This is a genomic window from Mycobacterium gordonae, from assembly GCF_002101675.1.
Taxonomy (GTDB): Bacteria; Actinomycetota; Actinomycetes; order Mycobacteriales; family Mycobacteriaceae; genus Mycobacterium; species Mycobacterium gordonae.
Map to the genome: position 1 here is coordinate 23,257 of NZ_LQOY01000146.1, position 13,673 is coordinate 36,929.

The following is a 13,673-nucleotide window of genomic DNA, read 5'->3' on the forward strand; positions in this document are numbered from 1 at the left end:
TCAGCGCGGATGATGCGGAATTGCGCTATGAACCGGTCAGAACTACGCGCTGCGGCGGATGGAATGCGCCGTCAATCGCCGGATAGTCGACGCCATGACGATCACGACCGCACCCGAGTGCCCCACCATCGCATACGCCCACCTCACCGATCCGGGCGAAGCGCACCGTGTCATCGCCAACGCCCGCGCCCAAGCACCGATTGCGCTCGGCCCCTACGGACCGGAGGTGCTGAGTAATGAACTGGTGCGAACTGTGTTGCGCGACAATCGGTTCACCACCGCCGAAGGCTTGGGGCTCGGCGCATTCGGTGTCACCTCCGGTCCGCTGTGGGACCGGGCGGTCAACAACATCCTTGGCATGGACGGGGTTGAGCACCACCGACTGCGCCGACTTGTGTCGAAAGCATTCTCACCGCGGGCTGCCGACCGCTTTCGTTGCCTGACCGTCGACGTGATCACCCAACTGGTTGAGCGCGTCACCGGCGTCGGGCACTGCGATGTCGTCACCGATATCGCCAAGGGATATCCGACGGCAATCATCTGCGCGCTGCTGGGCGCACCCGTCGAGGACTGGCATCTGTTCTCCGACTGGACCGAAGACATCAAGAAACTGTTCGAGCCCACCGCTGCTGCTGACGCCCCGGTGATCCTCGCGGCGTGGAACGAGCTGGACGCCTACCTCGAGGATCTGATCATCCGCCGGCGCGCGTCGCTCAGCGACGACCTGATCTCCGATCTCATCCGGGCCGAAGACGACGGAGACCGGCTGACCCACGACGAGCTGCTCATGCTGTGTGCCACCCTGCTCGGCGCCGGCACGGACACCACCCGCAACCAGTTGGCCGCGGCAGTGCAATCACTGGCCGGGCACCCGGACCAATGGGCGCTGCTGGCCCGACGACCAGAACGTGCGCCGGATGCCGTTCACGAGCTGATGCGTTATCTGCCAATCATTTTCGGCGTCGTCCGCCAAGCCGGCGAAGACGTCGAGCTGGCCGGAGTCCGCCTTCCGGCCGGCACGATCGTCTTCGCCAACGTCGCCTCCGCCAACCGCGACCCCGCGGTGTACGACGACCCCGAGCGGCTCGACATCACCAGGGCAGCAGCGGCGCCGATCCTCAACTTCGGCGGCGGCGTGCACTACTGCCTCGGCGCACACCTCGCCCGGCTGGAGCTGACGGAAGCGCTGAAAGTGATCACCGCCCGGATGCCGAACCCACGCCTGGCCGGCCCTGCACCGTGGCGGCCGATGACGGGAATCACCGGACCCCTCAGCGTCCCCTTGGAGTTCGACATCGCAGACTAGGAATCATGACCAACTGGACAGCGGCTGACCTTCCCTCGTTCGCCGGACGCACCGTCGTCATCACCGGCGCCAACAGCGGACTCGGCGAGGTGACTGCGCGCGAGCTGGCCGGCCACGGCGCCAAGATCATCATGGCCGTGCGCGATACGGCCAAGGGCGAGAAAGCCGCAGCCAACATTCGCGGGCTGGTAGAGGTCAGGGCGCTCGACCTGCAGGACCTGTCGTCGGTGCGGTTGTTCGCCGAAGGCGTCGACGGCGCCGACGTCCTGATCAACAACGCCGGCATCATGGCCGCCCCCTATGCGCTGACCAAAGACGGCTTCGAGAGCCAGATCGGCACCAACCACCTGGGGCACTTCGCGCTGACCAACCTATTGCTGCCCAAACTCAGCGACCGGGTGGTGACGGTGTCTTCGATGGCGCACTGGCCGGGGCGGATCGATCTGGCCGACCTGAATTACCAGAACCGGCGCTACTCGCCGTGGCTGGCCTACAGCCAGTCCAAGCTGGCCAACCTGCTGTTCACGACCGAACTCCAGCGGCGTCTCGACAAGGCCGGGTCACCGCTGCGCGCCCTGGCCGCTCACCCCGGCTACTCGCACACCAACCTCCAGGGCGCCTCCGGGCGCAAGCTCAGTGACGCGATCATGTCGACGGCCACCCGCATCATGGCCACCGACGCCGACTTCGGCGCACGCCAGACGCTGTACGCCGCATCCCAGGACGTACCCGGCAACTCGTTCATCGGCCCGCGATTCGGCTACGCCGGCCGAACCCAGCCCGTCGGGCGCAGCCGCGCCGCCCAGGACGGGGAAACCGCCGCCGCGCTCTGGGACCTGTCCGAGCAGCTCACCGGCACCAAATTTCCGCTCTGACCCTGGGCCGAGCAGACGCAAAATCCCCCTGGAACGCGCGTTCCAGGGGGATTTTGCGTCTGCTCGCGCGGGTGGGATAACCTGACCAAGCGTCACGGCGAGGGTGGCTGGCCAGCAGACCAGCACCGTTATCGACGGAGACCGGCATTCTGTCGCGATCCCTGGCCGTGCCTTACACACAGGAGCGACACATGGCTAAAGCTACCGTCAATCAACTCGCCGTCACGGTGCGTAGCGAGACCGGAAAGGGCGCGTCCCGCCGGGCCCGCCGCGCAGGCAAGATTCCGGCCGTGCTCTACGGCCACGGCAGTGACCCCCAGCACCTCGAGTTGCCCGGGCATGACTTCGCGGCCGTGCTGCGGCACTCGGGCACCAACGCGGTGCTGACCCTGGACATCGCCGGCAAGGAGCAGCTCGCGCTGACCAAGGCGATCGAAATCCACCCGATCAAGCGCACCATCCAGCACGCCGACCTGATCATCGTGCGTCGCGGCGAGAAGGTGACCGTCGAGGTCAACGTCGTCGTCGAGGGCGAGGCGGGTCCCGACACCCTGGTCACCCAGGACGCCAACACCATCGAGATCGAGGCCGAGGCGCTGTCGATTCCCGAGCAGCTCACCATCTCGATCGAGGGCGCGGAAGCCGGCACCCAGTTCACCGCCGGACAGATCGAGCTGCCCCGCGGCGTCAACCTGATTTCCGACCCCGAACTGCTCGTGGTCAACGTGGTGCAGGCGCCGACGGCCGAGGACCTCGCCGAGGAGGGCGCGGGCGAGGAAGGCGAAGCCGCGGCCGAAGAGGGCGAAGCCGGCGAGGAGGCCGCCGAGGCCTCCGACGAGTCGGAGTAAGGCAACGTGGCCGAGCCCCTTCTGGTGGTCGGCCTGGGCAATCCGGGCGAGAACTACGCCCGGACCCGGCACAACGTCGGGTTCATGGTTGCCGACGTCCTCGGCGCCCGGCTGGGTGGGAAATTCAAGGCGCACAAGCGTTCCGGCGCCGAGATCACCACCGGCCGGTTGGCGGGACGCCCGGTGGTGCTGGCCAAACCACGCTGCTACATGAACGAGTCCGGGCGCCAGGTGGGGCCGCTGGCCAAGTTCTATTCGGTGCTACCGGCCGACATCATCGTGCTCCACGACGAGCTCGACCTCGAATTCGGCCGTATCCGGCTCAAACTCGGCGGCGGCGAAGGCGGTCACAACGGGTTGCGCTCGGTGGCTGCCGCTCTGGGCACCAAGGATTTCCAGCGCGTCCGTATCGGAATCGGCCGCCCTCCGGGACGCAAGGACCCGGCGGCGTTCGTGCTGGAGCCCTTCAACGCCGCCGAGCGCGCCGAGGTCCCGACCATCTGCGAGCAGGCGGCCGACGCCGCCGAAATGCTGATCGAACTTGGGCTCGAGCCCGCCCAGAACCGTGTTCACGCGTGGTAGGCGGGCCAGCGCACGCTCGGTAATGTCGGTTTGGATGCGCAGAGCGAGAAACAAGCTGTGGATCGCGTATCCATTGCTGGCAACCGCGGTGCTGTCGTCGACGACGGGGTGCGAGCCGGCGCCGAACCCGCCGCAACCCCGGCTCGCCGATCTGTGCTCGGCGCTGCCGGTCGCCGATGTGCAGACCACTTACCGTCGTCTCACACCCACGCTGCAGGTGACGAAGCGCCTAGACGTCTCGAAGCTGCACCCGGCAGGTATGGCGGCGTGTCATTACGCCCCGAAGGACGACCTCGGTGGTGTGGTGCTGAGCGTTCCGATCGGCGGACCGGTTCCCGAAGTCGCCAATCTCATCGGCGGCCGCCGGGCGCGGAACAGCCAGGACGTCGCCGTCGACTCGGACAAGGCCTTCTTCGTACGTGCGGAGACCGAGTCGGCGATCGCCGTGGATCACGGTTCGATGCAGTTCGTGCTCACCTGGACTCCGCTGCTGGGCGCGCCCAATGAGATGGTCACGCAGCAACAACTCGTCCTGCTGGCCAGGACCGTCGCCACCAAGTTGCCAACCGATTTCGTTCCCCCGCAACAGGATATCGCTCGTGAGTGTGCCGGCGTACGGGTCGCCGAACACATCGTCGGCGGCAAGGTGGTGATGGCGCGCGGCAGCGCCAGCAGCGAGACACTGAATTGCCACTATCTGGGACCAACCGGGATTCTCCAAGCCAGTGCCCTCAGAGAGGCGGACCGATTCGTCGACGACCAGATTCGCATCATGCGGACGAGTTCGCGCAACCTGGTCGACCCGCCAGTCGCCGAGGACGTCACCCTGATGGCGCTCAGCACCAGCAGCATGTACATCGAGGGCGGCCTGGTCGACTGCTGCACACTGCAATTCCAGCACCGAGCGGTCAACGACACCATCGACTACAGCAGCGAATTCGATTCGGCCCAAAGGGAATTCGTCGCCAGTTTCATCGCCGCGGCGCGCGACTGGTCACGCCGGCGGTAGGACCGTCAGGGCTTGCCCGCCGCGGTGTCGACGATCGCGCGGATCGCATCGGAAATCTGGCTTCCGGCATCAGTGAGAGCCGGATCGACCGCGGTGAACTCCGGTGCCGGGTCGAAGTAGCTGATCAGCGCCGGACCACCGCGGTCGTTGGACCACACGGTGACCCGCACCGGCACCACCGCGCCGATCGCCTGACTCGTGCCGAACAGCGTCTTGCCGATCCGCGGGTCGCCGATGAAGAAGCTGTGCGCGCGCTGCGATTGCACCCCCACGGCCTGCAATCTCGTTTCCTCGTTCAAGTCACCGAGGATGACCATGCCGTGTTTGTCGGCGGCATCGTGCAGAGCGCCGATCGTCGCTTCAAACTCGCCGCCGGCGCTGACGGTGATGAACCGGGTGTCGACGGCGGTTGCCGTCATCGGACCGCCGGCGGCAGCTTCGGCGATGGTGCGGATCTGCTGCGAAATCTGTTGCCCGCCCTCACCGAGGGCGGGATCTACGGCGGTGAACTGCGCTGCTGGGTCGAAGTAACCGATGTGGGCCGGACCGTCCCCGTCCACCCAGACATGCATGCGTACCGGAACCACCGCGCCGATCGCCTTGGTGGCATCGAAGAACTTCTTGCCAAGCCCCGGGTTACCGACGAAGAAGCTGCTGGCGCCGGGCAGTCGCAGGCCGTTCGCCGCCAACTCCGCGTCCTCGTTGACCTCCCCGACGATCATCATCGCGTGGTCGGCGGCCGCCTTGTTCAACGCGTCGACCGTGGCCTCGAACCCTTTGGCGGCGGTGTAGTTGACGAACTTGGTCGAAACGTTGCGTGACCCGTCTGCGGGTGCGGCGGACGTCGGTGCGCCAGCGGGTCCCATGCTGCGACCGTCGTGGCAACCGACCAGCGTCAGGGCGACAGACACGGTGACCAAGACTTGCGCCACAACCGCTCGCGATGCCAACAACATCGGCGCCACTCCCTCGGGTTCCGACGGGCCCAGCCTGCCCCTCGAGACTAAAAACGTACCTTGACGGTCGAGGAAGGCGACGAGGTGTGGGTCTATTTCCAAGGCCCTCATCGCTTTGACAACGGCGTATGCGCAAAGGGCATCGTCGAGGACATTGATCTCGGCATGTCGGAAGTCACACGCCGGTCGCTCCACACGCCACCGCGGCTCCGGGATGGTCTTGTCGATCAGTCGGTTCCGGCTGAACAAGTCCCCTGGGGTGGTGGGTCCCTGGTCTTGACCGGGACGGCGACGGCATCACCTGCGAGTAGAGGGGAAACCCACCACTTCATCCGCACGGGCTGAGCCGCTGGCTGGGAGGACAATCGGCGCGCATTTGCTTGCTTTGTGCTGGATAGACTTGAGCGCCTAGATAGGTGATTTCGCTGGTGAGGTGTAGGTATGACGGAGCAGATCCTGCAGGCCGACTTGGAGGCGTTGGGGCGGTTGAAGCCACAGTTGCAGACCCTGGTGTGGGAGGTGACCCAGGGGTTGCCGCATGAGATCCCCAGCGGGGGGACAGTGGATGCCGGGGCGGTGCCGTCGTTAGCGGCTGCCCAAGAGATGTCGACCCGAACCTTGCCAGTCGTCAAGGCAACAGTGGCGGCTCGGTTCACCAAGCTCGCCGACATGATCGACCTGGCCCGCCAAGGGTTCATCGCCACCGACGATCAACTTTTTACGGCGGTCAACACAGTTCCGACCCTGCAGCGACCATCGCCCAGCGCGTAAAAAGCTCTCCCGTCGATGCCGACCAAGTCGCAGGTCCTGCACGCTGATCCGCACAAGGTGCTCGACCTGATCGGCGGCTGGAAGACCACAGTCGCGACCTTGGAACAGCAGGCCGAAACCTACCTCGCTTACGTGAAGCGCCCCGGCGGTTCGTATTGGGAAGGCCGGACCGCCGAAGCGGCCCAGCAGCGTTCACGTCAGGATCTTGAAGCGATCACTCATGTGCGCGATGCCGTGGATGCCGCCGCCCAGACGATTGCCAACACCGTCAGCTCGAAGCTGATGCCGCCACTGGCGAACGCCAAGCAGATCATCGAAAACGCCGAGTCCCACGCGGGCGTGACGGTTAACGAAGACCTCTCGATCACCTACACCGCGCCCGAGGGCACCAGCAAGGAAACCGCCGACCAGAATGCCAAGACCGTCGCGGCTGCTGAGGCCGAACTCAAAGCCGAGGCGGCGACGTGGTGGGCCGCCGAGAACGAGGTGGCTAGCCAGATCCGGGACGCACAAGCCACCATCGGCAAGGACCTTAACTTCGCGGCTGCGCTGTACGACCCCCGCAGAGCGATGCCGACTTCCGGTCCTGCCGGACAACTACCCGGGCCCGCGCAAGCCGTGCTTCCGCCGCTGCCGAGCCAGCCCCAAACGGCGGTCGCACCGTCTGGGCTCGGCGAGTTACTGGGCGCCGAACCAGGCAGCGGACCACCGACGTGGCAGGACATGCTGCTCCCCACCGGAGCACCTGGGGCGGGCGGCAAGCCGGACGCACCTCGTCAGCCCGGCAGCCTGCCAGACCTGCTCACTCAACTGTCAAGGCCCGGAGCGCCTGCCACCCGCGTACCAATCCCGCCGCAGGACGTTGAGGCCTTCAAGACGATGGCCCGCGAGACACTGCGGGCACAGGGTGTGCCGCCAGCGCAAATCGAGCAGCAACTTGACGCAGCAGTTGCCCGGGCGCAGGCACTAGGGTTCGGTCACGACAACCTGGCTCCCCAACCGCATTCACGCGGGCCAGTACCGCCGGCCCCTGGCTTCGCCGAAGGATTCGGCGACCGCTGGCGAGCTACGGAGAAAATGATCCACAACCTGCTCGGCGTTGGCGAGCGCGGCGACCCGGGAATCCTTGAGTCTTGGGCGGGACTGGCAAAAGGCCTCGCCGAACAGTTTAGTGATCCCCTCGGGATGCCCGCTGCCGCAATCCGAGATGAAGTCACCGGACTCCTGAACTCACCGAGTCCAGCCTATTACGCAGGAGGCCACGCGGCTGACGCAGCAATGACTGCACCGAGTCTTCTCTTTGGTGGCGAAGGGGCTGCCGTGCGGGCCGGACTCCCCGCAGAAATTCTCACCGAGGGCGGTGCACCTCTTGCTGTGTTGCGAGGCTGGGATCCGGCAGGGGGGTTGTCGTGGCACGACTTTGAGGCCCGATTTGGGACGCCCGAGTCGCGGATCTGGCCTGGGAATGACGGATTTCCACCGGGCTATGTGCCACAGCCTGCTCATCTGCCTGGAGGGACGATCATCGACCGATTCGGCTCTGAATACGGGCGCTACCTCGCGCCCGATGGCACCCCTTTCGGGGATCGTGCCTTGATGCCAGAGTCGGTCGGAGGCGACTACAACCGATACATGGTGACCGGCAAGCCGCTGCCTCCTGGCTGGCAAATCGTAGAAGGCCCGGTGGCACCTTGGTTTGGCCAGACGCCGACGCCAGGCACCACCCAATACATGATTGTGGGGCCGGACGGCGTTCGGGTAAACGTAAAGGAACTGCTAGACAGGGGAATCCTTGATGACTACGGACCACCTCTTGGGCGATAAATCTAACGAGCTGCAACTCGAAATAAACCGGCTGTCAGACGAACTGGGAGTCCGTCCGCTGCAGGTGGGACTCAGAACCAATGATGGACTCAACATCTACGTCGCCCACGACGGTTCATATCATTTCACTTTCTACGAGCGAGGAAAACTCGGCTTCGACCAGGCGGGGAGCCTGGATGACCTGCTCTATTGGTACTGCGAAAGCGTTGTCACCCGTCAAGCTGCTAAACGTGTGGGCGATCGCGCCGAACGCTTCAAATACGAGTATCAAGTCTTGAGTCAGTTCGATACTGGCTGGGCGAAACGGCGAGTGCGTGAACTCGCCGCTCTCTTCCGCAATGGGCAGCCAGAGGACATCTCGTTACTGCCCGACATTGGCGAGGCGCTGTAACTCCCCTGATGCTCCGGTGAACGTTGATTCCCGAGTCCGCGGGACCTAGCCTGCCAAGGCTGAATCCCCAAGTACCCCGCGAATAGGAGGAAGCCCTGCGCGGCCCAGCAGACGCAGAAGCGCCCTATATGGCACGAAGCGCCGGTTAGGTGACCAGGGTGACGGAAGTTGACCGGCGCAGCTTGCCCGACGGCGTCTTCGGAATGGTTCCCGGGCCCAGCACGACGACGTTGCGCGGCCGCACGTCGACCTCCTTGACGACCTCATGGGCGACCTGGTGCTCGATGCGGCGCACCTCGGCGGGGTCCTCGAACGCGTTCGACTCGACCGCGACGGCGAACGACTCGCGGGAATGGCCGGCGTCCAGGCGCACGGCCACCGCACAGCCCGGACGGACGCCGTCGACGCGTCCGGCGGCCCGCTCGATGTCGGTCGGGTAGATGTTGCGGCCGGCCATGATGATGACGTCCTTGACCCGGCCGCACACCACGACATGACCCTCGTCGGTGAGGTAACCGAGGTCGCCGGTGTCATACCAGCCGTGCTCGTCTTGGGCGGGGATGAAGCCGCCCATGGTGATGTAGCCAGGGGTGAGCGACTCACCGCGCAGTTCGATGACCCCGACACCGCGGGCGGCCATCACGTTGCCGTTCTCGTCGACCACGCGCGCCTCGAGGTCCTTCAGCAGCGGTCCCAAGGTGGCCAGCCGACGGGTATTGCCCTTGGTGGCGGGGACGGCCCGGCGCAAGGCGGCCATCAGATCGGCGTCGACCTCGTCGACGACCAGACCGGAGTTGCACTTGGAGAAGGACACGGCCAGCGTGGTCTCGGCCATCCCGTAGGCGGGCAGGATCGCCGACGACCGCAGGCCGAACGGCTTGCCCGCGTCCAATAGGTCCTCCACGTCGGCGGGTTCGACCGGCTCCGCGCCGGACAGCGCGAAGCGCAGCGTCGACAGGTCGAAGTCGCCCGGCTTGGCGTTGCGGCGCAACCGCTTCGCCAGCAGCGCGTAGGCGAAGTTGGGCGCCGCGGTCATCGTGCCCTTGTACTTGTCGATCAGCTTGGCCCACAGCAGCGTGTCGCGCAGGAAGTCCATCGGCGTGACCTTGACCAGCTCGGCGCCGAAGTACATCGGGATGGTGAGGAATCCGACCATGCCCATGTCGTGGAAGCAGGGCAGCCAGCTGACCATGACGTCCTTGTCGACGTCGTATTCGGCGCCGATGAACATCGCCTCGGCGTTGGAGTAGATGTTGCGGTGGGTGATCTGGACAGCCTTCGGCGACCCGGTGGATCCGGACGTCAGCTGCATCAGAGCCAGCGCGTCCTCGCCGACCTCGACCGGGTCGACGGGCTCGGAGGCCAGCAGGTCGGCGACGGTGAGAACCTTGATGCCCTTCTCCTGCAGTACCGGGATGGCCACCGTGAACGGCTCCGAGACGATGACGGCCTTGGCCTCGATCATGCCGATGACGGTCATCGTGTCTTCGGCCCACACGGCCAGGTCGGTGCGCGGGGTGGGCTGGTGCAGCATCGTCAGGCTGGCCCCGCGCATCCACAGGCCCTGGGCTGTCGGGGCGATCTCCACCGGGAAGCCGGCCAGCACGCCGACGGCGTCGCCGAGGCCGACGCCCGCGGCGGCGAGGCCGCCCGCGATGCGCCGGGCGCGTTCGTGGACCTCGCCCCAGGTGTGACGGACGGGTTCGTGGGGTTCACCGGTGACCATGCCCGTCGTCGCCGTGCGGGCATTGCGGAACATCTTCTCGGTAAACCTGCTCACGCATACCTCCTCGGTACTGGCGCTGTCCCCAAGGTCCGAGCTTCATGGTGCACTCGCCAGATCACGCTCAGAGGCAGGCGCGCGCACACGTTGGACAGCGTTTAGGTCTCGATTTGGTAGAGAGCTGCGGCCCAGCGTTGGGCTGCCGGTACTCGCCACCGCGGCTTATCTTAAGCAACTCTTAAGTAACTGCCAAACGGTAACGGCATATGAGTGCGATGTCACAACGCAGTTAACTCACCGACTAATCAGTCGCCGGGCGTCGCGGGAGCCGGCACCACGCGGGCGCCCGGCACCGGCCCGCTGGCGACGCGGACCGTGCGGCACACCCCCGCCCCGGACAGCTGGGTGCCGACGTCGACGGCGGAGTCCGCCGAGTCACACAGGAATGCGCACGTCGGGCCGGAGCCGGACACGATACCGGCCAGCGCGCCGGCCTCCACGCCCGCGCGCAGGGCCCGCCGGAGCGCCGGGTCCAGGCTGACGGCAGCAGCCTGCATCTCGTTACCCAGGAGCGGCGCAAGCTGCTGGGGGTCGCCAGCCGCCAGGGCGGCCAACACCGGACCGGGCTCGCCGAGGCGGGGCGGGTCCCCCACCTCGCGCAGCCGGTCCAGTTCCCCATACACCGCCGGGGTCAGCAGTCCGCTCTCAGCAAAGGCCAGGACCCAATGGAAGGTGTTGCGGGACAACACCGTGGCCAGTTCCTCGCCCCGCCCGGTGCCCAGCGCGGTGCCGCCGTGCAGGGCAAACGGCACATCGCTGCCCAGCTGGGCGGCCAACATCCGCAGGTCACGGCGCGGCAGGTTGAGTTCCCACAGCTCATTCATCGCCACCAGGACGGCGGCCGCATCGGCGCTACCGCCCGCCATGCCGCCGGCCAGGGGGATCGACTTGTCGATCAGAATCGACACGTCGGGGGCCCGTCCCACATGGTCGGCCATCAACTCGGCCGCCCGCCAGGCCAGGTTGCGCTCGTCGGTGGGCAACACGTCAGCGCCCTCACCGACGTGCTCGAGCGAGAGCACATCGGCGTTGCGGACCGTCACCTCGTCGAACAGCGAAACGGCATGGAACACCGTCGTCAGCTCGTGGTAGCCGTCCTCGCGGCGGTCGCCCACGGCCAGGTAGAGGTTGACCTTCCCCGGCACCCGAACGGTGGTCGACCCGGTGGGCACCCACAGCTCGGCGGTATTGCCGTCAGATGCGGACACCGCAGCAGACTATCGCTGCCATCGGCGAACCACACGCAGCGGCACCAGGAGTGCAGTCATCCGTGGTTCAGCCGGTGGACGCCGGAGCGGGATCCGGCGGCGCACCGGCATCGAGGTCCCCGTCGCCGGACCGCTGCAACAACCGCACAAAGTCCTCGACGGACAACGTCTCGCCGCGGCGGGCCGGGTCGATGCTGGCCGCCAGCAGCCGCCGGGCCGACTCGTTGCCCGATCCGGCCCATTCCACGAACGCGTTGCGTGACGTCTTACGCCGCTGCGCGAAGGCGATGTCGACCAGCTCGAAGACTCTCTTGCGGAAGGCTTCGTCGGTGGGCCAAGGCGATGTCTCGTAGCGGTCGATGCGCACCAGCCCGGAGTAGACACGCGGAATGGGCCAGAACACCGTGGGCGGCACCGTGCCGCACCGTCGTACCCGGCCGTAGAAGTTGACCTTGACACTCGGCACGCCGTATTCCTTACCGCCCGGCTCCGCGGCGAGCCGTTCGGCGACCTCGGCCTGCACCATCACCGTCACGGTGCGGATGGACGGAAATTCGGCGAGCAGGTGCAGCAGCGCGGGGACGGCGACGTTGTAGGGCAGATTGGCCACCACGGCGGTCGGTTCGGCCGCCAGGTCCTCGCGGCTCAGCGTCAGCACGTCGCGATGCAGCACGGTGAGCCGCTGGCCTTCGCTGCTGGAATGCTCGGCGACCGTTTGCGGCAAGCGGGCGGCCAGCACCGGATCGATCTCGACGGCGGCCACCGTCGCACCGCGGTCGAGCAGTGCGAGCGTCAGCGAACCCAGTCCCGGACCGACTTCGAGAACCACGTCGGACTTGCCGATGCCGGACGCCGTGACGATCCGCCGCACCGTATTGGCATCGTGGACGAAGTTCTGTCCGAATGCCTTGCGCGGCCGAAAATCAAGCTCCTTGGCCAACCGCCGGATCTCGGTGCGCCCGAGCAGCCGGATCGTCAGCGGGCACCCACTCGTCCACTGCACACTGGCCAGGCACCCCAGCCCTGGCGCTGCCGGGTCACGTCGGCGATCGCGATCTGCTCTTCGCGGGTGGCCAAGTCGGCGCGGGGGGCATAGCGCAGCCCGCCGTTGGCTTCCCAGGTGCCCTGGTCGAACTGCACGCCGCCGAAGAACCCGTTACCGGTGTTGATGGCCCAGTTCCCGCCGGCCTCGCAGCCCGCCAGCGAATCCCAGATGGTGCCGTCACTGACGGGCGGCACCTCGGTGCCAGGCTTGGCGCCGACTCGCACCACCGCTTCGCGAGCCGGCGTCACCACCACGTTGGCGATGGGCAGGCGACCGGTCTCGACGCCGTTGATCTCGGCTACCGAGAACGTCACGTCTTGGGTGCCGGGGGCTCCCGGATCTTCGACGACCTCGCGACTCATGTTCATCTCGGGGTCCTCGATGCGCCGCGCCGGCGGGGGAAGCGGCATCCGCTCGGTGACCCGTTCGATCCGGTTACGGGTGACGTGGATCTGCATGCCGTCGGCGATCGGTGTCGTCGGGGCGGGGATCACCTGGTCGCTGTCCTGCAGCGGGGCACCCGCGGCGTCCAGCAATCCGGCCACGTTCGGCGCCGGCAGGTGCACCGTGCGCACCACGCCGCCGTCGTCGATCTGGACCGTCTTGGCGCTGACGACGGGCAGGGCCATCCCCGACAGCGGAACGCGGCTCGCGCGCGACGCGGCGGCGGGCGCGGTGTCGGTCATGGCCAGCTGGGCCAGCGCCTCATCCACGGTGGCCGCCGTGGTCCACACCTGCCGCGAATTCTGGCCGTCGAGCGTGATCTCCAACGGCCGGCTGCGGCGCAGCACGATCGTGGCCGCGTCGTCGACCGAGACGTCACGGGCCGGGTACAGGTCGTCGCGCTCTTCGACGGAGAACCCGTTCTCTCTGACGATATCGATCACCTTGGACCTCATGGTCTGCACTCGTATCGAGGTGCCATCGACAGTCAGCGTGACGGTCTTGGATGCGGACACGGCGTATCCGCCGGCGAATGTCAGTACCAGCAGCAAGGCGCCAACCAGCAGGCGCAATGTGGGCGATTCAGTTCGATGAAGTTTAGTGAGCAGTTTCAATGTCAAATCCCAGTCAA

General features: G+C 66.5%; 14 protein-coding genes. 9 read left to right on the forward strand and 5 right to left on the reverse strand.

Annotated features, from left to right (window positions below):
* The first annotated feature begins 94 nt into the window (after positions 1–94).
* The 5 genes from AWC08_RS20310 to AWC08_RS20330 all read left to right on the forward strand — a co-directional run bounded on the left by AWC08_RS20310 (position 95) and on the right by AWC08_RS20330 (position 4,620).
* The gene (locus AWC08_RS20310; RefSeq protein WP_069433240.1) at positions 95–1,306 is read left to right on the forward strand and encodes a cytochrome P450; all 1,212 of its coding nucleotides are present in this window, start codon (positions 95–97) and stop codon (positions 1,304–1,306) included.
* A 5-nt stretch (positions 1,307–1,311) separates the two neighbouring features.
* A complete protein-coding gene (locus AWC08_RS20315) occupies positions 1,312–2,181 on the forward strand; it encodes an oxidoreductase (protein ID WP_069433222.1) in 870 nt (289 codons plus the stop codon).
* Between the two features lie 191 nt (positions 2,182–2,372).
* Complete coding sequence (locus AWC08_RS20320; protein ID WP_065133392.1) at positions 2,373–3,029, forward strand: 50S ribosomal protein L25/general stress protein Ctc; 657 nt, start codon at positions 2,373–2,375, stop codon at positions 3,027–3,029.
* Positions 3,030–3,035: 6 nt separating this feature from the next.
* Positions 3,036–3,611 (forward strand): aminoacyl-tRNA hydrolase, encoded by a 576-nt coding sequence (gene pth / locus AWC08_RS20325; protein ID WP_069433223.1) that lies wholly within the window; start codon positions 3,036–3,038, stop codon positions 3,609–3,611.
* A 34-nt stretch (positions 3,612–3,645) separates the two neighbouring features.
* A complete protein-coding gene (locus AWC08_RS20330) occupies positions 3,646–4,620 on the forward strand; it encodes a hypothetical protein (protein WP_069433224.1) in 975 nt (324 codons plus the stop codon).
* 5 nt (positions 4,621–4,625) lie between these two features.
* Here AWC08_RS20330 and AWC08_RS20335 read toward each other — a convergent pair whose 3' ends face one another.
* Positions 4,626–5,531, reverse strand: a complete 906-nt coding sequence (locus AWC08_RS20335; RefSeq protein ID WP_232007801.1) for a DUF302 domain-containing protein — start codon at positions 5,529–5,531, stop codon at positions 4,626–4,628.
* A gap of 105 nt (positions 5,532–5,636) precedes the next feature.
* Between AWC08_RS20335 and AWC08_RS39865 the strand changes: the two genes are divergently transcribed.
* The 4 genes from AWC08_RS39865 (at position 5,637) to AWC08_RS20350 (ending at position 8,562) form a co-directional block, all read left to right on the forward strand.
* Complete coding sequence (locus tag AWC08_RS39865; protein WP_232007802.1) at positions 5,637–5,921, forward strand: hypothetical protein; 285 nt, start codon at positions 5,637–5,639, stop codon at positions 5,919–5,921.
* A gap of 96 nt (positions 5,922–6,017) precedes the next feature.
* Entirely contained in the window at positions 6,018–6,347 is a 330-nt protein-coding gene (locus AWC08_RS20340) for a hypothetical protein (protein WP_065133388.1), read from the forward strand.
* A 15-nt stretch (positions 6,348–6,362) separates the two neighbouring features.
* Complete coding sequence (locus tag AWC08_RS20345; RefSeq protein WP_069433226.1) at positions 6,363–8,171, forward strand: TNT domain-containing protein; 1,809 nt, start codon at positions 6,363–6,365, stop codon at positions 8,169–8,171.
* A 58-nt stretch (positions 8,172–8,229) separates the two neighbouring features.
* Positions 8,230–8,562: a hypothetical protein gene (locus AWC08_RS20350; RefSeq protein WP_065133397.1), complete on the forward strand. Its 333-nt coding sequence runs from the start codon at positions 8,230–8,232 to the stop codon at positions 8,560–8,562.
* Between the two features lie 145 nt (positions 8,563–8,707).
* Here AWC08_RS20350 and AWC08_RS20355 read toward each other — a convergent pair whose 3' ends face one another.
* The 4 genes from AWC08_RS20355 to AWC08_RS20375 all read right to left on the reverse strand — a co-directional run bounded on the left by AWC08_RS20355 (position 8,708) and on the right by AWC08_RS20375 (position 13,656).
* Complete coding sequence (locus AWC08_RS20355) at positions 8,708–10,342, reverse strand: fatty acyl-AMP ligase (RefSeq protein ID WP_065133386.1); 1,635 nt, start codon at positions 10,340–10,342, stop codon at positions 8,708–8,710.
* A 248-nt stretch (positions 10,343–10,590) separates the two neighbouring features.
* On the reverse strand, positions 10,591–11,553 hold the full coding sequence (locus AWC08_RS20365) for a 4-(cytidine 5'-diphospho)-2-C-methyl-D-erythritol kinase (protein ID WP_069433227.1): 963 nt from the start codon (positions 11,551–11,553) through the stop codon (positions 10,591–10,593).
* A 67-nt stretch (positions 11,554–11,620) separates the two neighbouring features.
* Positions 11,621–12,565 carry a 16S rRNA (adenine(1518)-N(6)/adenine(1519)-N(6))-dimethyltransferase RsmA gene (rsmA, locus tag AWC08_RS20370; RefSeq protein WP_069433228.1) on the reverse strand — a complete coding sequence of 315 codons (945 nt, stop codon included), beginning with the start codon at positions 12,563–12,565 and terminating at the stop codon, positions 11,621–11,623.
* Positions 12,529–13,656 (reverse strand): resuscitation-promoting factor, encoded by a 1,128-nt coding sequence (locus AWC08_RS20375; RefSeq protein WP_069433229.1) that lies wholly within the window; start codon positions 13,654–13,656, stop codon positions 12,529–12,531. Before AWC08_RS20375 ends, rsmA begins: the two co-directional genes overlap by 37 nt.
* Positions 13,657–13,673: the final 17 nt, after the last annotated feature.